Genomic DNA, 18,210 nt, shown 5'->3' on the forward strand with positions numbered 1-18,210 from the left:
TTGACATGAACATCATCCAGCAGATCGAGGCGGAAAACATCGCCGCCCTCGGCAAGGACATCCCCGAATTCCGCCCTGGCGACACGCTGCGCGTCGGCGTGAAGGTCATTGAAGGCGAGCGTAGCCGCGTTCAGAACTATGAAGGCGTGTGCATCGCCCGTTCGAACAAGGGCATGGGTTCGAACTTCACCGTGCGCAAGATTTCGTTCGGCGAAGGCGTGGAGCGCGTGTTCCCGCTCTATTCGCCCAACCTCGATTCGATCACTGTCGTCCGCCGTGGCGTCGTGCGTCGTGCGAAGCTTTACTATCTGCGTGGCCGTACCGGCAAGCGCGCTCGCATCGCCGAGCGCCGCGACAACCGCGAAGGCTGATCACGGCAAGATTGAGCGCCTAACAACGCTTCTTGACAGTTGTAAAAAAGATACAGGCGGCGACCCCCAAGGTCGCCGCCTTTTTCGTTATGTTACAAGGATTTGACAAAATTTGACGATCGTCCGGCTTTGTCCCGTGCGAAAGATTTTGCGCTGCGGCAAAAAGGGCCATTTTGTTGATGGTGGATTTATGTCAGCCTTCCGTTTCCAATTGTTACGGATTGTAGTTGCACTGAAACTTTCAGTTTCGGTCGGGGAATTTTGCAACTTCATGACGTTGAAAATAAAATAAGGTGGGGGATGTCGAAAAGGCCTCTGTAAAAGAGAAATAGGGGGCTTTTTTGATGAAGTATAAGGGTCTGATTTCACGCAGCGCAATTGCTGTTTCTCTCTGTTCTTCCATGCCTGTTCTTGCGCAGGATGCGCCGCCGCAGACTGCCGCCGCCGAACCGGGCCAGACCATCATCGTGACCGGCACCCGCCGCACCGATCGCACCGTGGCGGAATCGCCCACGCCGATCGATGTCTATTCCGGCGTTGAACTGCAAAAGCAGGGCACGGCCGACATGAACCAGGTGATCCAGAACCTCGTTCCCTCCTTCTCGGTCGCGCGCTACGCCATTGGCGATGGCTCGTCCTTCGTGCGTCCGCCCAACCTGCGCGGCCTGGCGCCCGACCAGACGCTGGTGATGATCAACGGCAAGCGTATGCACCGTTCCGCGCTGGTCCAGATCGGCGCCAACGCCCAGTCCGCCGGCGCCCATTCCGCCGATTTGGCGCAGGTGCCCGCCATTGCGGTCCGCGCGGTCGAAGTGCTGCGCGACGGCGCATCGGCGCAATACGGATCGGACGCCATCGCCGGGGTCATCAACATGACCCTGCGCGACGATACGGACGGCATTTCGGGCTATGCCCGCTACGGCCAATTTTATCGCGGCGATGGCGAGGATTATCAGCTCGCCTTGAACGGCGGGTTCAAGCTGGGCGACAGCGGCTTCATCAACATCAGCGGCGAATATGTGAATGCGGCCAAGACCAGCCGCGGTGTCACGCGCGCCGGCGCGCATCTACTGGCGCAGGAGCAGCCCACCATTGGCGTGCCGGCCCTGGCGCAGCGCTACGGCAATCCGGCGATGGAATCCTACCGCTTCTTCGTCAATGGCGGGTTTGACCTGGGCGATGACAGCAGCGTCTATTTCTTCGGCAATTATGGTCACAGCTTCCAGGAAGAAAGCTTCAACTATCGCCAGTCGGTCAATACGTCCGGCGTCGATATCGAAGGCAACAGCTTCGGCAAGAACGGCATCTTCAACGATTACTTCACGGACTTCGACAACACGCTGCCGGGCATCCAGACTGGCGCTGCGGGCGGGAATGTCTATGCGCCCAACGATTATGAAGTCACGACGCGCGACTATACCCAGGTCGCGACCTGTTCCGACCCGCTGGTCCAGAATTGGAGCTGCGTCTATCCTGGCGGCTTCACGCCGATCTTCTTTGGCAAGATCGACGATATTTCAGGCACCGTCGGCTATAAGGGCAAATTAGGCTTCGGCCTGAACTATGACATTTCTGGCAGCTATGGCCAGTCGACGCTGCGATACACGATGAACGGCACGATGAACCCGTCGCTGGGCATCACGTCGCCGAACGAATTCTACCTGGGCAAGCTGGAGCAGCGCGAAACGCTGATCAATGCGGACTTCAGCTATCCCTGGGAAGTCGGCTTCGCCAGCCCCGTCACCATCGCCTTTGGCGGCCAATATTTCCGCGAATCCTATGAATTAGGTCTGGGTGACGCGGCCTCCTACGCGATCGGGCAATATACCGGGAACCTTGTCTTCCATCAGGACGGCACGCCGGTATTGAACGCCGACGGATCGCAACTGTCGGTCACGCTGCCGGTCGGCGCCAATGGCTTCCCCGGTTACGGCCCGGCCATCGCCGGCGAAAGCAGCCGCAATTCCAAGGGGCTGTATATCGACATCGAAGGGGACGTCACCGAACAACTCTCCTTCGGCATCGCTGGCCGCTATGAGCATCTGTCCGACTTCGGCAATTCGACCACCGGCAAATTTTCGGCCCGTTACGCGGTCGTTCCCGATATCGTCGCCCTGCGTGGCACGGTGGCGACGGGCTTCCGCGCGCCGACGCCGGGCCAGGTCAACAGCAGCAGCATCGCAACTGGCTTCAATCCCGGCAATCCCAACGCGATCGAATCGATGACGCTGCCGGTCACCAGCCCGGTCGCGGCCTTCCTGGGGGCAACGCCGCTCAAGCCCGAAGAGTCGGTCAGCTTCTCGCTCGGCAGCGTGTTCACGCCTGCGCCGGGCTTCACGCTCTCGATCGACTATTACAACATCAAGGTGAAGGACCGGATCGGCACATCCGGCACGTTCGAAATTACCAATGACCAGCGGCCCACGCTCCAGTCGCTGGGGCTGGCCAACTATGCGACCGTCAACGAAGTGCAGTTCCTGACCAACGCCTTCGATACCCGCACCCAGGGTGTGGACGTCGTCGGCAGCTATCGCTTTGCGACGGACACGATGGGCAGTTTCAGCACCACGCTGGCGTTCAACTATAACAAGACCAAGGTCATCGCACGCGATCCCGACATCGTATCCGATGTTCGCGTCGCCCAGCTGGAAAAGACCCTGCCCAAGACCCGCGTCATCCTGACCGAGAATTGGAACAGCGGTCCCTTCTCCGTGCTGGCGCGCATGAACTGGTATGGCAAATATACCCAGACGGATGACGGCCCGGTGTCGCAGACGTTCGGCAGCGAGTTCGTGTTCGACTTCGAGAGCAGCTATGAAGTGAACGACAATTTCACCCTGAGCGTGGGTGTGCAGAACCTCTTCAGCAATTATCCCGACAAATATTCCAACACCAAAGGGACGTTGGGTCCGGTCTATGGTTCGACCGGCGGCCGATTCACCGGCGACATCTATCCCGACGTGTCGCCCTTCGGCTTCAATGGCGGCTTCTGGTACGGGAAGGTCGGTTTCAAATTCTGATCCCTGCATGACAGCGACGATTGACGGCCGGTCCCTTGCAGGATCGGCCGTTTTCGTTGCAGGACATAGCCATGCCTCTAACCCATCGCCTCGCCATCCTGGCCGACGAACCGCGCCTGTCGGCGCTGATGACCCGCGCTATCGAACATCTGCAATCGGCCTATCTGACGCCCGATCAGGTGGCGGCCAGTCACGCCTTCATGGGGCTGGACAGCCGGCTGATCGCGGACGGCACCTATTTCGTCATCGAGGATGCGGGCGCCATCGCCGGATGCGGCGGGTGGAGCCGTCGGGCGACACCCTATGGCGGCAATCATAGCGCGGGGCGGGACGACCGGCTGCTTGACCCGGCGACCGAGCCGGCAAAAGTGCGGGCGATGTACACCCACCCCGATCATGTGCGCAAAGGCGTGGGCACGCTGATCCTGTCGCTGTGCGAGGCGGCGGCGAAGGGGGAGGGCTTTGCCGCGCTGGAACTGACCGGCACGATGGCCGGGGTGCCGCTCTACCGCAGTTTCGGGTTCGAGGGGGTGCGGCCGTTCGAGGATAGCGGCGTGCCGATGCTGCTGATGCGCAAGCCTATCTGATCGCGGACGTCCGGCTGGTGAACCAGAGACCGACGAGGCTGAGGAGCGCGGCCGCCGACATGTAGAGGCCGACCCAAGCGACGCCCTGTGCGCCGATCAGCCAAGTGGCGACGATCGGGGCGAGCGCGCCGCCGACAATGCCGCCCAGGTTGAAGGCAAAGGACGCGCCGGTATAGCGTAGCTGGATCGGGAAGAGGGCGGGGAGGTAGGCCCCCAGCGGGCCGTAGATGAAGCCCATGACGAACAGCGCCAGGCTGAGCGCCACGAAGATCGGCAACAGCGCGCCCGTGCCGATCAGCGGGCCGAAGACGAGGCCCATCGCCACCGTGCCCGCGCAGCCCCAGGCCAGTGCGGTTGTGGGGCTGGTGCGATCGGCCCACCAGCCGGCGATGACGATGCTGATCGCCATGAACAGGATCGCGCCTAACTGGATGGCGAGGAAGCTGCTGCGGTCGATCCTGAGCGCGGTGGTGCCGTAGCCGAGCGCGAAGGCGGTCGCGATATAGTAGACGGCGAAACAGGCGGCGCAGGCGAAGGTGCCGGCGATCGCCGCGCCGAGGTGCGAGGAGAGGAGGGTCGCCAGCGGCACGGCGGGCGGTGGGGTTTCCTTTTGCGCGGCGGCGAACTCCGGGGTTTCGGTCAGCTTGAGGCGGACCCAGAGGCCGAGAATCACGAGCACCGCGCTGCCCAGGAAGGGCAGGCGCCAGCCCCAGGCGAAGAAGTCTTCGTCGGTCAGGAAGGCACCCAGGATCAGGAACAGGCCGTTGGCGGCGATGAAGCCGACCGGGGCGCCCAGTTGCGGGAACATGCCGAAGCGCGCGCGCCAGCCCGGCGGGGCATTCTCCACCGCCAGCAGCGCCGCGCCGCCCCATTCGCCGCCGAGGCCAAAGCCCTGGCCGAAGCGTAACAGACACAGGATCAGCGGCGCCCAGTAACCGATCATTTGATAGGTGGGCAGGAAGCCGATCAGCAGCGTGCAGCCGCCCATCAGCATTAGCGAGGCGACCAAAGTGGCCTTGCGCCCGATCCGGTCGCCATAATGGCCGAACACTGCCGCGCCCACCGGCCGGGCGAAGAAGGCGAGGGCGAGGCTGCCATAGGAAGCCATCAACTGCGCCGAGGGTGAAGAGGAGGGGAAGAAAAGCGAGGGGAAGATCAGGCTGGCGGCCGTGGCGTAGATGTAGAAGTCGTAAAATTCGACTGCCGTGCCGATCAGGCTGGCCGACAGCACGCGCTTGTGCCGCCACATTTCCCCGATGCCGCTTGTGTTGGTCATGCCCGTTCGCCCCCTGTCGCTTCTTTTCTTTGTCATTCCCGCGCAGGCGGGAATCCATCTCCTGCGCTGTCCTTGCCGCAAGGTCGGGAGATGGTTTCCGCCTGCGCGGGAACGGCGTGATATTATCGTCGTCGCTTCTGGTTCAACAATTCATAGGCCATGACGGCGGTGGCGACGGCGGCGTTCAGGCTGTCCGCCTTGCCCAGCATCGGCATCTTGACCAGTATGTCGCATTCCGCCTCATAGCTTTCCGGCAGGCCCTGCGCTTCGTTGCCGACCAGCAGGAAGCTGGGGCTTTGATAGGTTGGTTCCTGATAGTCCTGCGTCGCCTTCAGGCTGGTGCCGATCAGTTCGCCCGGTCCCTGCCGCAGCCAGTGCATGAATTCGCCCCAGCGCGCCTGGGTGATCGACTGGGTGAAGAGCGCCCCCATGGAGGCGCGCACCGATTCGACCGAGAAGGGATCGACGCAATCGTCGATCAGGATCAGGCCCCCCGCGCCGACCGCGTCGCCCGTGCGCAATATCGTGCCGAGATTGCCGGGATCGCGCAGCGACTGGGCGACGATCCAGATGTCCGCCTTGGTACGGTCCAGCCTGTCGAGCGGGGTAAGCCGGTCGCGATAGACGCCGACCACCGCCTGTGCATTGTCCTTGCCGCTGATCTTGGACAGGATGTCGGGCGTGGTTTCGATGACGTCGCCGCCGGTCGCGTCCATCGCGTCGATCAGGTCCAGCGCCAGGGGATGGGTGGAGCCGGCGTGGAACAGCATTTCGGGGAGCACGCCTTCCTCGCGCGCTTCGGTCAGGATGCGCAGCCCTTCGGCCAGGAACAGTCCCTCGGCCTTGCGATGCTTTTTTTCCCGCAAGCTGCGGACGCGCTTCACCAGCGGGTTGGAAAATCCGGTGATCTCGCGTGCCACGTCTGTCGCTGGTCCCAAATGAGCGGAAGGAAGCGGCTTCCTTAGCCATGGAAAGGTGAAAAGGACAGGGGGAAGCCGATGCGCATCTTCCACGATGGATTTGAATCGCGAATTTTGCGAAGGGTCGCCGATGGACGCCAAAACACCCCCGCCACCCGTCACGCCTGCCCCGGTGCCGCCGCTGCATGTCTCGCCCCGCATCGAGGACGGATTTTTCCTGGGCGTCGTGCTGGTCGTGTCCATCGCGTTCGCGCTGGTGATCGAGCCTTTCTTCGCCGCCGTGCTGTGGGGCGTGATCGCCGCGATCCTGTTCGCGCCGCTCAACCGGCAGATATTGTCGGCCATTCCCACGCATCGCAATGGCGCGGCGCTCATCACCCTGTTCCTGATCCTGGGGGTGGTGATCGTCCCGGCCTTCGTGCTGGGTGCGGCGCTGTTGCAGGAAGGGGCCTATTTCTATGCCAAGATCCAGTCGGGCGAGATTAATTTCGTGCGGCTGTTCGGGCAGGTGCTGGCGGCGCTGCCCGATTGGGCGACGCCCTATTTGCGGCGATTGGGCCTGACCAATTTCTATGCGGCGCAGGATATGGTGACCAAGGGCGTGACCAGCAGTTTCCGCACGCTGGCGGCGCAGGCGTTCCAGATCGGGCAGAGCGCGTTCAGCTTCTTCGTGGCGCTGGGCGTCATGTTGTACCTGACCTATTTCCTGCTGCGCGACGGGGAATTGCTGTCGCAACGCATCGCGGCGGCGGCGCCGCTGCGCGCCAGCCAGCGCCAGGCGCTGATCGATCAGTTCGTGGTCGTCATCCGCGCCACGATCAAGGGCAGCATTGTCGTCGCCATCGTGCAGGGCTTGATCGGGGGCATCGTCTTTTGGGCGCTCGACATAGAGGGCGCGTTGCTGTGGGGCGTGCTGATGGGCGCGCTGTCTTTGTTGCCCGCGGTCGGCACAGCGATCGTCTGGGTGCCGGTGGCGATCTATCTGTTTGCGACAGGGGCGATCTGGCAGGGGGGCGTGCTGGTGGCGTGCGGCGCATTGGTGATCGGGTCGGTCGACAATGTGCTGCGCCCGATCCTGGTGGGGCGCGAGACGCGGATTCCCGACTATGTCGTACTGATATCGACGCTGGGCGGGCTGGAGATGTTCGGCTTCAACGGCATCGTCATCGGCCCGGTGATCGCGGCCCTGTTCATCGCGACCTGGGATATCTTCACGCGGATGCGGAGCGCGGCGGAGGGGTGACCATTGCGCGTCACGGCGAAGTTCACACCGTTGTCGGGTTAATCGGGCGATAGTGCCGGTAAAACCACGGTAACGTAAGGCTGGGGCCATGGCGACGATGCTGTTGCGTAACGGATGGGTCACGCGGACGCGCCAGTGACGCGACGCCCGCGCGACGGGCGCTGGGGCAGCGCGCGGCGGGGCTGGCCCATCTTTCAGGATAGATCAGATAAAATCCTACATCGGAAGGAGTTTGGCAGGGGCGGCTTTGGCGTGAGGGTTGCAGGCTCGCTGCGCTCGCCACCCATCCTGTAAAGGGAGGAGGATGACAGGAAATCACCCCATCCCCAACAACCGCAGCCTCACTCTTCCCCGAACTTGTCCTCGACCAGGCCGACCAGCTTGCCCAGCGAATCGGCGGCTTCGGGTCCGGTGGCCTTGATCGTGATATGATCGCCCATCGCGGCGCCCAGCATCATCAGGCCCATGATCGACGTGCCGGTGACATGGTTGCCGTCCTTGCTCACCAGGATGTCGGCGGGCAGGCCGCTGGCCAGGGTCACGAATTTGGCGCTGGCGCGGGCGTGGAGGCCGCGCTTGTTGCTGATACGGACTAACTGGCTGACTTCATTCATGTGGTGCTGCCCAACAGTTCCGACGCGACGCTGATATATTTCTGCCCGGCTTCGCGCGCGGCGGCCACCGCGGCGCGCACGTCCATCACCTTCCGCGCGCTTTCCAAGCGGATGAGCATGGGCAGGTTGATGCCCGCGATCACCTCGATCTCGCCGGCTTTCAGCAGCGAGATGGCGAGGTTGGAGGGGGTGCCGCCGAACAGGTCGGTCAGCAGGATCACGCCCGATCCGTCCTGCACGCGGGCGACCGCCGTCGCGATGTCGGCGCGGCGCAGTTCCATGTCGTCTTCCGGCCCGATGCAGATCGTTTCGATCTGCTGCTGGGGGCCGACAACATGTTCCATGGCTACGACAAATTCGGTCGCCAGCGACCCATGGGTGACGAGTACGAGTCCAATCATGTGCTTCTGCGGCCCACCTGCTTCATGATATTGCTTTCGGGCCTCCCGGACGGCGCTTCTCCAGACTATCCTGGGGCGTCAATTCAATATTGCGGTGCAAGACCGTGGGCGAAAAGCCCGCATCTTGCAAGTAGTTCGCGACACGTTCCGCCACATGGACGGAGCGGTGCTTGCCCCCGGTGCAGCCGAAGGCCACGGTGATATAGGCCTTTCCGCCTTCCGAATAGCGCGGCAGCAGGGTGGCGAGCAGGTCCTCGATCTTGCCGACCGCTTCCTCATAGGCGGGATCGGCCTGGATATACGCGGCGACGTCCGGGTCTTGCCCGGTCTTGGGCCGCAGGTCGGCGTCCCAGTGCGGATTGCGCAGGAAGCGCATGTCGAACATCAGGTCGGCATTGCGGGGCACGCCGCGCGAAAAGCCGAAGGAGAGAATGGTCAGGACCGGGTCCGACAGCCGTTCGCGCGAGAAGCGGCTGCGAATTTCCTGCTGTAGCGAGTTGCTGGTGAAGCCGGTGGTGTCGATCACCTGGGTCGCCCAGCGGCGCAGCGGTTCGGTCAGTTCGCGTTCGCGGGCGATGCCGTCGGCGGCCGGGCGATCGAGCGCGAGGGGATGGCGACGGCGGGTTTCAGCGAAACGGCGTTCCAGTTCGGTGCCGGAGCAGTCGAGGAACAGGGTTTCGATGTCATGGCCATGGCGTTCGCGCATCGCCTTGATCCGCTGGACGATGGCGTTGGCGTCGAAATCGCGGGTGCGGGCATCGATGCCCAGCGCCAGCGGCCGCTCGTCCGCGCCAGCATGGCCCGCGGGCAGGGGGGTGTCGAGCAGCCGGTCGAGCAGGACGAGGGGGAGGTTGTCGACGACTTCCCAGCCCATATCCTCCAGCGTCTTGAGCGCAGTGGTCTTGCCCGCGCCCGACAGACCGGAGAGCAGGAGAATGGTCTTGGGCGGGGTCATGGCGCAAATCCGAGGGATTTCAACGCGAGTTCGACCTTGATCGGGGCGGAGGCTTCGAACGGGGCGATCTTGATGACGGGCACGTCAATGCCCGCGACGGCGCGAAACAGCGGCTCCAGAGGCATACGGTCCACAATGTCGAACAGATCGGCGAGCAGGGCCACCGGCGCATCCTGCGCCACGGGCAGGGCGATAATGCCGAGGCCGCGCACTTCCATCTTGCCCCGGATCGTGTCGGGGGCGGTGGCGACCAGTCGGCCGTCGATGCGTTTGACCAGCGTATAGTCGTCGCTGACGAGGATGCCGCCACGGTCGATCAGGCGCAGGCCGAGGTCGGACTTGCCGCTGCCGCTGGGGCCGCACAGCAGCACGACACGGCCAGCAATGGCCACGCTCGTTGCGTGGAGCGTCTCTGATGAAAGTGCGCGCGCCATATCCCCGACACCCCTCTTAACCTGTGTTGGTCGTGATGGAAATGCCGCTGGGACGGCCTTTCGTCCTATTCCGAAACGATGCCCGGATCGCGCTCCACCGCCATAGGCAGGCGCAGGATGAAACGGGCGCCGCTTTGCGCGTCTTCCCGGTCGCCGATGCCGATCTTGCCCTGATGCCCTTCGATGATCGAGCGGGCGATGGCGAGGCCCAGGCCCGAATGTTTGCCAAACGCTTCTCCTTCCGGGCGGACGCTGTGGAAGCGGCGGAAGATATGCTCGCGTTCGGATGGCGGGACGCCTGGCCCTTCATCCTCGACGCTGACCAGCACTTCATGGTCGGCGACGGTGGCGATGATCTGGACGAGGCCGCCGTCGGGGGAGAAGGAGATGGCGTTGTCGATCAGATTGTCGAGCACGCGGATCAGCCGCCCTTCCTCGCCCAGCACCACCGCGACATCCTTGCGCGGACGGGCGAAGGCGAGGCGGACGCCGCGCGGCACGCCGCGCGCTTCGCGCGCGATCACCATCCGTTCGATGAGGAGACCAAGGTCGATCGGCTCGAATCGGGTGCGGGACAGTTCAGCATCGACGCGCGAGGCTTCGGCGATGTCGGTGACGAGACGGTCGAGGCGGCGGACATCGTCCTGAGCGATGGCCATCAACTGGTCGCGCAGGTCGGGCCGCTCCGCCCCGACCCGGTCGAGCGCGTCGAGGGCGGAGCGCAGCGAGGCGATCGGGTTTTTGAGTTCATGACTGACATCGGCGGCGAAGGCGTCGGTCGCGTCGATCCGCTGGCGCAGGGCGTGGCTCATGTCGGACAGGGCGCGGGCCAACATGCCGATCTCGTCGCGTCGTTCGGGCAGGCGCGGCACGGTGACTTCGCGCGCGCGGCCGAGGCGCACCCGCACGGCGGCGCGGGCGAGGCGCTGGAGCGGGCGGACGATGGTGCGCGCCAGGAACAGCGAGAGCAGCACCGAGGCGAGCGCCGCTACGGCCAGCACCATGCCCAGGCGCAGCCGTTCGGCGCGCACGATGCGGGTGATGTCGCGAGCGTTTTCGGTCGCCAACAACGCCGTGCCGTCGCGCACCTGCGTCGCGGCCGAAATCATGAAGGTGCGGTCGGGGGCGTAGCGGTTCATCGCCTGCGGCTGGCCGGTCTTGCGGGCCAGCAGCAGTTCGGGCCAGGCCTCGGCGCGGTCGACCGTAGGCTCGATGAAGTCGGGCGGCCGATCGGCCGACACGATCCGGTCCACCGCCTTGTCGAGGAAACGGGCGACATGGCGCTGCCATTCCTCTTCGGACGGCAAGCGCAGGCGGTAGCGCGGCGCATCCATGGCGAAGCTGTCGGCGATCAGGCCGCCGCCGGCCGCATAGCGGCGCACCCGGTCGCCGGTCTGGCGCGAATAGGCGGCGATCAGCGCATCGTGCCGGTCGGCAGGCGCATTTTCGAGGCCGATAGCGAGCAGCTTCAATTCGCGCGCGGACTGTTCCAGCCGGGCGTCGACGATGCGCGTGCGATAACTGTCGAGATAGAAGAAGCCCCCCGCCAGCAGCGCCAGCGCGAAGACGTTGACGGCCAGGATGCGCGGGGTGAGGCTGATCCGGCCAGACCAGCGCAACCCGGCATCGCCGCCTTCATTCCTCCGAGAAACGATATCCGGCGCCATAGAGGGTGTCGATTGCATTGAAGTCGGAATCCACCTCGCGGAATTTGCGCCGCAGCCGCTTGATATGGCTGTCGATCGTGCGGTCGTCGACATAGACGTCGTCCTGATAGGCGGCGTCCATCAACTGGTTGCGGTTCTTGACCACGCCGGGCCGCTGCGCAAGGGTTTCCAGGATCAGAAATTCGGTGACCGTCAGGGTGACGTCCTGGCCGTTCCATTTCACCCGGTGGCGCGCCGGGTCCATTTCCAGCCGGCCGCGGATGATCGGGTCGGCGACCGGCTGGTCGGGGGCGTCGGGGATCTTGCTGACCTCGGCGCGGCGCAGGATGGCGCGGATGCGCGCCAGCAGCAGGCGCTGGGAAAAGGGCTTGGCGATATAATCGTCGGCGCCCATGGCGAGGCCCAGCGCTTCGTCCAGCTCATCCGCCTTGGACGTCAGAAAGATGACCGGCATCTGGCTCTTTTCGCGCAGGCGGCGGAGCAGTTCCAGCCCGTCCATGCGCGGCATCTTGATATCGAAGACGGCGAGGTCGGCCGGGTTGTCCAGCAGCGCCTTGAGCGCGCTTTCGGGATCGGAATAGATGCGCGTCAGAAAACCTTCGGTCTGCAGCGCGATCGACACCGATGTCAGGATATTCTTGTCGTCATCCACCAGGGCGATGGTTGCGGTCATGCGGTGTCCCATGGTCGTGAAAGGGGGATGGAAGGAGCGTTAGACCATGGCGGCCGGGCTCGCAAGGAAGGCGGGCGGCGGTTCCACTGACAGAGGTGATGAAATTCGAGACATATCGCTGCGCACGGGGATTTGACGCTTTCGGCGCAAAGCCCTATGCCTTTGATTGTCAGCAGCAAGGGACGCCGTGCGATATAAGCGGCGCCCAAGGGGCGGATCGGTCGCGAACAAGACGAATGACGCGATACGAGCACAACATATTCAGGAGCAAAGGCGTGCAGGCCAAATCCTCAATCACCCTGGCCGACCAGGGCATCAAGACCAATGCCACCCAGTTCTGGAATCTGGGCACGGCGCCGCTGGTCGAAGCGGCGGTTCGTAATGGCGAGGGCATATTGTCCAAGGACGGCCCGCTGGTCGTCAAGACCGGCAAGCATACCGGCCGCAGCGCCAAGGACAAGTTCATCGTCCGGGACGCCGAAACCGAATCGACCGTCTGGTGGGGCGACACCAATCGCGGCATGACGCCCGACCATTTCGCCGCGCTCAAAGAAGATTTCTTCAAGGCGCTGGGCGAGAAGGACACGCTCTATGTCGCTGACCTGTTCGGCGGGTCGCAGCCCGAACATCGCGTCAATGTGCGCGTCATCAACGAGCGCGCCTGGCACAATCTATTTATCCGCACCCTGCTCGTGCGTCCCGGCGCAGAGGAACTGAGCAGCTTTGCGCCCGAATATACGATCATCGACCTGCCGACCTTCAAGGCCGATCCGGCCCGCCATGGTTGCCGCAGCGAAACCGTGGTCGCGGTCAATTTCACCGAGAAGCTGATCCTGATCGGCGGCACCGCCTATGCCGGCGAGATGAAGAAGTCGGTCTTCGGCATCCTCAACTATCTGCTGCCGACCAAGGGCGTGATGCCGATGCATTGTTCCGCCAACATCGGCGCGAACGGCGACACGGCGGTCTTCTTCGGCCTGTCCGGCACCGGCAAGACGACGCTGTCGGCCGACGCCAGCCGCACGCTGATCGGCGATGACGAGCATGGCTGGTCGGACACGGCGGTCTTCAATTTCGAGGGCGGCTGTTATGCCAAGATGATCAACCTGTCGGCCGAAGCCGAGCCTGAAATCTTCGCCACGACCAAGCGGTTCGGCACGGTGCTGGAAAATGTTGTGATCGACGAGGAGACTCGCGAGATCGACCTGGACGACAACAGCCTGGCCGAGAATAGCCGCGGTTCCTATCCGATCGATTTCATCCCGAACACGTCGGAGAAGAATCTGGGTCCGGTGCCCAAGAATATCATCTTCCTGACCGCCGACGCTTATGGCGTTCTGCCGCCGATCGCCCGGCTGACCCCGGAACAGGCGATGTATCACTTCCTGTCTGGCTATACCGCGCGCGTCGCGGGGACAGAAATTGGCGTGACCGAGCCGACCGCGACCTTCTCGACCTGCTTCGGCGCGCCGTTCATGCCGCGTCATCCATCCGTCTATGGCAATCTGCTGAAAGAGCGGATCAACAAGGGCGGCGTCACCTGCTGGCTGGTCAATACCGGTTGGGCGGGCGGCAAGGCGACCATGCCGGGGATCAAGCGGATGCCGATCAAGGTGACGCGCGCGCTGCTGAACGCGGCGCTCGACGGCAGCCTGAACCAGGCCGAATTCCGCACCGATCCGAATTTCGGCTTCGACGTGCCGGTGGCGGTCAATGGCGTGGAGCCGACCATCCTCGACCCGCGCGCGATGTGGGCGGACAAGGGAGCCTATGACGCGACCGCCGCGACGCTGGTGAAGGCGTTCGTGGACAATTTCGCCCAGTTCGTGGACCATGTCGATGACGGCGTGCGCGACGCGGCGCTGGTCGCCGCCTGATCCACGACGACAGACTGCGCAAAGAGCCGGGGGAGCGATCCTCCGGCTCTTTTGCTTTGGGTTAAGGGCGCAAGCTGCTATTCTGCACGCCAACCTTCATGCGGGAGTTGCGGGCATGTTCGAGAATCTGATTGGCAAAATGGGCGGGCTGGAAGCCATTGCGGCGCAGATCGGCGTCACGCCTGAGCAGATGCAGGGCCTGATGAGCGAGATCAGCGCCAAGATCGGGTCGGGCGAAACCAGCGTGTCGGCGCTGGCCGAAACCGCGGCCGAACACGGCGTATCGGCGGACAAGTTGCAGGAATTGCTCGGCACGTTCGGCGGGCCGGAAGCGATATTGGGCAAGCTGGGCGGCTTTTTCGACAAGGATGGCGACGGCAATCCGATGAACGAACTGGGCGGCATCGCCAAGGGCCTGTTTGGCTGACCAGGCGGCTGGGGGTGTCTGCGAAAACGCGCGCCCTGCCGGTAGCAGGTTTATGCTCCCCAAGTTTTTTTGGCCTTGCCTTCGCACGGTGGACGGGCCATTCGCGGGCTTCAATATTATTGCGAGCGATCCGCAAGAAACATCGCCCAACTGCGGTGCTTTGCGTAGTGCAAGGATAGACTGTTGACCGACGAGACGATCGAAAAGCCGGTTTTGGAACCCACCGGCGCGCTTTCCGTGGAAACCGTGCTGTCTGTGAAGCACTGGAACGAGCATCTGTTCAGCTTCCGTATCACGCGGCCGGCAAGCTTCCGTTTCCGGTCGGGTGAGTTCATCATGATCGGCCTGAAGGGCGACAATGGCAAGCCGCTGCTGCGCGCCTATTCGATCGCCAGCCCCGCCTGGGACGAAGAGATCGAGTTCCTGTCGATCAAGGTGCAGGACGGGCCGCTGACCAGCAAGCTCCAGAAGATCGAGCCGGGCGACCAGATATACCTCGGTCGCAAGCCGACCGGGACTTTGGTGACCGACGCGCTGTTGCCGGGCAAGCGGTTGTTCATGCTGTCGACCGGCACGGGCCTCGCCCCGTTCCTGAGCCTGCCGCGCGACCCGGACGTGTATGAATTTTACGAGCAGGTCGTGGTGGTCCATTCGGTGCGCCGGGTGAGCGACCTGGCCTTCCGCGACGAGATGGAAGGCAAATGGTCGGAAGACCCGCTGGTATCGGAGCAGGCGCCTAACCAGTTCCATTATGTGCCGACCGTGACCCGCGAGCCGTTCGACGGCCATACCGCGCGGATCGACAAGCTGGTCGAGAGCGGCGCGCTGTTCGAGGGGATTCCGGGGGCGGCGAAGTTCGATCCCGAAACCGACCGGATCATGATGTGCGGCAGCATGGAGATGATCAAGCAGTTCGGGGCTTATTTCGAGGAACAGGGCTTTACCGAAGGCTCCAATGCGGCGCCGGGGCAGTTCGTGATCGAGCGGGCGTTCGTCGGGTAAAGGCTGACGCAGCGATAATAGGGAAGGGCCGGGGGAGTGATCCTCCGGCCCTTTTTCATATGGGTAATAGCGTTGCGTGTTTCCGCGCGGGAACATGTAGCGAGGCTGTTGATTGCGCCCTCCTCCGTTCCGCCACCCAGACGTCGATGCTCTGGCCCAGCACGGTCATTGGGACGCCGCCGCTCTTGACCACGGCGTCGTTGAACAGGCGGAAGTCGAACCTGTCGCCCAGCGCCTGTTGCGCTTGTGCCCGCAGGCGGACGATTTCGCCATGGCCGACCTTGTAGCCGCAGGCCTGGCCCGGCCAGGCGCAGTAGCGGTCGACTTCGCCCTGAACATCCTCGACCGTCGAGCCGTTGGTGGTGGCGAACCAGTGAATCGCCTTGTCGCGGGTCCAGCGCTTGGCGTGGAGACCGGTGTCGACCACGAGGCGGCAGCAGCGATAAGCGATCGACTGGAGATAGCCCAGCCGCCCGGCGATATCGCCGTCATAGGCGCCCAGTTCGTCGCCCAGTTGCTCGGCATAGAGCGCCCAGCCTTCGCTATAGGCGTTGAAGGCGAGGAGCGAGCGGATCAGCGGCAGTTTATAGCTATATTCGCCCTGCCAGATATGGCCCGGAATCCCTTCATGATAGCAGAGCGTCGGCAGCGCGTAGCGCGGCCAGATGCTGGTGTCGCGCAGGTTGATATAATAGTTGCCGGGCACCGAGCCGTCGATCGACCCGGCCCCGGCATAGGCGCCGGGCGCGCCCGCTTCGATTTCCACCGGCACGCGCTTGACGATCAGTTTTGCGGGCACCAGCGTCGCGAAGGCGCGGGGCAGGCGGGTGCGGATGTCGGCGAGGCGGCCGTCGATGAAGGACAGGATCTGCGCCCGGCCGGCGTCGTCGTTGGGGAAGAGATAGCGCGGGTCTTTGCCCATCGCGGTCATGCGTTCGCCCACCGTGCCTTTGGTCATGCCGAGCTTGCCGAGCAGCCCGTCCATTTCGGACTGGAGCGCGGCGAGCTGGTCGAGGCCGAGCCTATGGACCTCGTCGGGCGCCATGGTCGTGGTGGTCCCGGCCTTGAGCGCCCAAGCATAATAGCCATCCCCCTGCGGCAGTTTCCACACGCCCGCGTCCATCGTCGCGGTGGCGCGCTGGCGGGTGAGTTCGGCAACCTGGGCGGCGAGGGCGGGGGCGACCTGATCATGGACGATGGCCTGCGCCTTCGCGGCATAATCGCCGGGCATGTCCTTCGTGCGGCGGGCGAGCGAGGCGACCGGCACCCACTGGTCGAGGGGGAGCGCTTGCACCGCCTTCATCTGGCCCAGTGTCTTGTCGAGCAGGAAGGCGGGGGCGGTGACGCCGATGCCGGCGTCATGCTTCAACCGCTCGGTTTCGCCGGCCAGGTTCGCGGCATAGGCGGACAGGCGGGCGAGATAGGCGTCGGCGTCGGCTGCGTCCTTGACGCCATGGTTGCTGTCGAGGAAATCGGGGGTTTCCACGAAGCTGCCGGTATTCTGGGCGACCGCATAGGGGCTGTTGCGGTAGGACCAGTTGCTGTTCATGATCGCCATGTCGCCGAAGGGGAAGGCGAAGCCTTCCGCCGCGGTGTTGTGGGCGGTGCGGACCACCTCCACATCGATGCGGGTCGCGGGCGAGAGCGGCGCGAGATCGATGCCGCGCAGCCGGGCGAGGCGGTCCTTTACATGCGCGGCGATCTGCGCCTGGCCGGCGGGCGTCTTGTTGCCGAGGCGGCTTTTGAGCGGGGCGCGTGCGCCGGTGTCGATGCCCAGGCCGCTGGCGGTTTCCGGGGCATCGGCCAGCATCGCTTCGGCCATGTCGGCGAGCAGCGCCTGCGCGGCGGCGTCCGGGCCGGCGGCGGCGCGGGCGGGGAGGGCGGTCAGGCTGAGGGCGGACGCGCCGGCGGCCAGGAAATCGCGGCGATTGGTGCGCATGGAATGTGGGTCTCCGGTAGATCGTTGCGGTCAGCTTGGCATATTTTCGCTGGGCATATGGCAGTTTATTTGCGGCCGTCGTGGCGCGTGCGAAAAGCCTGCGAAGTTCACACCATTCTGGCCGACGCCTTTTTGCGGGTCACGAACCGGCGGCGTCGATGTCGCAAATAGGCGCCGGAAAGAGCGCCTGAACCTGAACGAACGACCGCCTCCGGAGAATGGAAATAGGACGTCGGATGGCGGCAAATCCGCCTAAACCCCCTCCACCCGCAGCATCGTCCCGTCCGCGCCCACGATCCGCACCCTGGCGCCAGCGTCCGCATCCGCGCCGGTGGCGGTCCAGACGCTGTCGCCGACCCTGACGCGGCCTTCGCCGCCGACGATCGGTTCCACGACCGTCACGATCTGGCCGATCAGGCGGGCGGTGCGGTCGTTGAGGAGGGGATCGGTGGAGGCGACCGGATTGTCGACATACCAGCGGCGGCCGGCATAGACCGCCGCGATGCTGAGCGCTGCGAAGAGCAGGAACTGGAGCGGGAGCGCGATCGGCAGGGCGAGCGCGACGAGGCCGGTGATGGCGGCGGCGATCGCGATCCAGATCAGGAAGACGCCGGGGATCATCACCTCCGCAATGCCCAGCAGGGCCGCGAAGACCAGCCAGCCCCAATGATCCTGGAGCAGGGAGAGAGTGGCAGTCATGGGTGGATGGTCCGATTACGCATTGGGGAGGTTGGTTTAAAGGACGTCGCAGCGATGTGGAGAAGGAAGGGAAGGGGCTTCGACAGGCTCAGCCGGTCCCCTTCG

The 18,210-nt window shown here is 64.1% G+C and carries 17 protein-coding genes; 7 read left to right on the plus strand and 10 right to left on the minus strand.

The features are described 5' to 3' along the window. The first annotated feature begins 5 nt into the window (after positions 1-5). From rplS to V473_RS03230, 3 genes are all read left to right on the plus strand, one after another. Positions 6-371, plus strand: a complete 366-nt coding sequence (gene rplS / locus V473_RS03220) for a 50S ribosomal protein L19 (RefSeq protein ID WP_056686454.1) — start codon at positions 6-8, stop codon at positions 369-371. A gap of 344 nt (positions 372-715) precedes the next feature. Then, entirely contained in the window at positions 716-3,391 is a 2,676-nt protein-coding gene (locus V473_RS03225) for a TonB-dependent receptor plug domain-containing protein (protein WP_066600530.1), read from the plus strand. Positions 3,392-3,462: 71 nt separating this feature from the next. Beyond that, positions 3,463-3,978 (plus strand): GNAT family N-acetyltransferase, encoded by a 516-nt coding sequence (locus V473_RS03230; RefSeq protein ID WP_066600532.1) that lies wholly within the window; start codon positions 3,463-3,465, stop codon positions 3,976-3,978. On the opposite strand, the gene V473_RS03235 is transcribed toward V473_RS03230, so the two are convergent. Together V473_RS03235 and V473_RS03240 are read right to left on the minus strand one after the other, a co-directional pair. Then, complete coding sequence (locus tag V473_RS03235) at positions 3,971-5,254, minus strand: MFS transporter (RefSeq protein ID WP_082678963.1); 1,284 nt, start codon at positions 5,252-5,254, stop codon at positions 3,971-3,973. The two genes, V473_RS03230 and V473_RS03235, sit on opposite strands and share 8 nt — an antisense overlap. Positions 5,255-5,376: 122 nt before the next feature. Continuing rightward, a complete protein-coding gene (locus tag V473_RS03240) occupies positions 5,377-6,174 on the minus strand; it encodes a TrmH family RNA methyltransferase (RefSeq protein WP_066600536.1) in 798 nt (265 codons plus the stop codon). Between the two features lie 130 nt (positions 6,175-6,304). Between V473_RS03240 and V473_RS03245 the strand changes: the two genes are divergently transcribed. Further along, positions 6,305-7,417, plus strand: coding sequence for an AI-2E family transporter (locus tag V473_RS03245; RefSeq protein ID WP_066604923.1), 1,113 nt, complete (start codon positions 6,305-6,307; stop codon positions 7,415-7,417). A gap of 341 nt (positions 7,418-7,758) precedes the next feature. On the opposite strand, the gene V473_RS03250 is transcribed toward V473_RS03245, so the two are convergent. The 6 genes from V473_RS03250 to V473_RS03275 all read right to left on the minus strand — a co-directional run bounded on the left by V473_RS03250 (position 7,759) and on the right by V473_RS03275 (position 12,161). Next, entirely contained in the window at positions 7,759-8,031 is a 273-nt protein-coding gene (locus V473_RS03250; RefSeq protein WP_066600539.1) for an HPr family phosphocarrier protein, read from the minus strand. Beyond that, a complete protein-coding gene (locus V473_RS03255) occupies positions 8,028-8,432 on the minus strand; it encodes a PTS sugar transporter subunit IIA (RefSeq protein ID WP_066600542.1) in 405 nt (134 codons plus the stop codon). The genes V473_RS03250 and V473_RS03255 overlap by 4 nt, the downstream gene beginning before the upstream one ends. Positions 8,433-8,454: 22 nt before the next feature. After that, positions 8,455-9,387 carry an RNase adapter RapZ gene (rapZ, locus tag V473_RS03260; RefSeq protein ID WP_066600545.1) on the minus strand — a complete coding sequence of 311 codons (933 nt, stop codon included), beginning with the start codon at positions 9,385-9,387 and terminating at the stop codon, positions 8,455-8,457. Next, positions 9,384-9,821: an HPr kinase/phosphorylase gene (locus tag V473_RS03265; protein ID WP_066600547.1), complete on the minus strand. Its 438-nt coding sequence runs from the start codon at positions 9,819-9,821 to the stop codon at positions 9,384-9,386. The genes rapZ and V473_RS03265 overlap by 4 nt, the downstream gene beginning before the upstream one ends. A 65-nt stretch (positions 9,822-9,886) precedes the next feature. Continuing rightward, positions 9,887-11,488: a sensor histidine kinase gene (locus tag V473_RS03270; RefSeq protein WP_066600549.1), complete on the minus strand. Its 1,602-nt coding sequence runs from the start codon at positions 11,486-11,488 to the stop codon at positions 9,887-9,889. Further along, the gene (locus V473_RS03275) at positions 11,457-12,161 is read right to left on the minus strand and encodes a response regulator transcription factor (protein ID WP_066600551.1); all 705 of its coding nucleotides are present in this window, start codon (positions 12,159-12,161) and stop codon (positions 11,457-11,459) included. The genes V473_RS03270 and V473_RS03275 overlap by 32 nt, the downstream gene beginning before the upstream one ends. A 275-nt stretch (positions 12,162-12,436) precedes the next feature. Here V473_RS03275 and V473_RS03280 point away from each other — a divergent pair, with 275 nt between their 5' ends. The 3 genes from V473_RS03280 (at position 12,437) to V473_RS03290 (ending at position 15,467) form a co-directional block, all read left to right on the plus strand. Then, positions 12,437-14,038 carry a phosphoenolpyruvate carboxykinase gene (locus tag V473_RS03280; protein WP_066604929.1) on the plus strand — a complete coding sequence of 534 codons (1,602 nt, stop codon included), beginning with the start codon at positions 12,437-12,439 and terminating at the stop codon, positions 14,036-14,038. Between the two features lie 115 nt (positions 14,039-14,153). Continuing rightward, on the plus strand, positions 14,154-14,465 hold the full coding sequence (locus V473_RS03285; protein ID WP_066600552.1) for a hypothetical protein: 312 nt from the start codon (positions 14,154-14,156) through the stop codon (positions 14,463-14,465). A 183-nt stretch (positions 14,466-14,648) separates the two neighbouring features. After that, positions 14,649-15,467, plus strand: coding sequence for a ferredoxin--NADP reductase (locus V473_RS03290; protein WP_066600555.1), 819 nt, complete (start codon positions 14,649-14,651; stop codon positions 15,465-15,467). Between the two features lie 55 nt (positions 15,468-15,522). On the opposite strand, the gene V473_RS03295 is transcribed toward V473_RS03290, so the two are convergent. Both V473_RS03295 and V473_RS03300 read right to left on the minus strand, forming a co-directional pair. Beyond that, positions 15,523-17,406, minus strand: coding sequence for a DUF885 domain-containing protein (locus tag V473_RS03295; protein ID WP_066600557.1), 1,884 nt, complete (start codon positions 17,404-17,406; stop codon positions 15,523-15,525). 252 nt (positions 17,407-17,658) lie between these two features. Further along, positions 17,659-18,105: an NfeD family protein gene (locus tag V473_RS03300; protein WP_066600560.1), complete on the minus strand. Its 447-nt coding sequence runs from the start codon at positions 18,103-18,105 to the stop codon at positions 17,659-17,661. Positions 18,106-18,210 lie beyond the last annotated feature (105 nt).

Origin of the sequence: Sphingobium cupriresistens LL01 (assembly GCF_001046645.1) — a bacterium.
In the GTDB taxonomy this organism is placed as follows: domain Bacteria; phylum Pseudomonadota; class Alphaproteobacteria; order Sphingomonadales; family Sphingomonadaceae; genus Sphingobium; species Sphingobium cupriresistens.

Excerpts from the sequence above, each read along its gene's own strand:
- V473_RS03300 (WP_066600560.1), bottom strand. The coding sequence starts at position 18,105 with ATGACTGCCACTCTCTCCCTGCTCCAGGATCATTGGGGCTGGCTGGTC.
- V473_RS03275 (WP_066600551.1), bottom strand. The coding sequence starts at position 12,161 with ATGACCGCAACCATCGCCCTGGTGGATGACGACAAGAATATCCTGACA.
- V473_RS03255 (WP_066600542.1), bottom strand. The coding sequence starts at position 8,432 with ATGATTGGACTCGTACTCGTCACCCATGGGTCGCTGGCGACCGAATTT.
- V473_RS03295 (WP_066600557.1), bottom strand. The coding sequence starts at position 17,406 with ATGCGCACCAATCGCCGCGATTTCCTGGCCGCCGGCGCGTCCGCCCTC.
- V473_RS03265 (WP_066600547.1), bottom strand. The coding sequence starts at position 9,821 with ATGGCGCGCGCACTTTCATCAGAGACGCTCCACGCAACGAGCGTGGCC.
- V473_RS03225 (WP_066600530.1), top strand. The coding sequence starts at position 716 with ATGAAGTATAAGGGTCTGATTTCACGCAGCGCAATTGCTGTTTCTCTC.
- V473_RS03235 (WP_082678963.1), bottom strand. The coding sequence starts at position 5,254 with ATGACCAACACAAGCGGCATCGGGGAAATGTGGCGGCACAAGCGCGTG.
- V473_RS03270 (WP_066600549.1), bottom strand. The coding sequence starts at position 11,488 with ATGGCGCCGGATATCGTTTCTCGGAGGAATGAAGGCGGCGATGCCGGG.
- V473_RS03250 (WP_066600539.1), bottom strand. The coding sequence starts at position 8,031 with ATGAATGAAGTCAGCCAGTTAGTCCGTATCAGCAACAAGCGCGGCCTC.
- V473_RS03285 (WP_066600552.1), top strand. The coding sequence starts at position 14,154 with ATGTTCGAGAATCTGATTGGCAAAATGGGCGGGCTGGAAGCCATTGCG.
- rplS (WP_056686454.1), top strand. The coding sequence starts at position 6 with ATGAACATCATCCAGCAGATCGAGGCGGAAAACATCGCCGCCCTCGGC.
- rapZ (WP_066600545.1), bottom strand. The coding sequence starts at position 9,387 with ATGACCCCGCCCAAGACCATTCTCCTGCTCTCCGGTCTGTCGGGCGCG.
- V473_RS03230 (WP_066600532.1), top strand. The coding sequence starts at position 3,463 with ATGCCTCTAACCCATCGCCTCGCCATCCTGGCCGACGAACCGCGCCTG.
- V473_RS03245 (WP_066604923.1), top strand. The coding sequence starts at position 6,305 with ATGGACGCCAAAACACCCCCGCCACCCGTCACGCCTGCCCCGGTGCCG.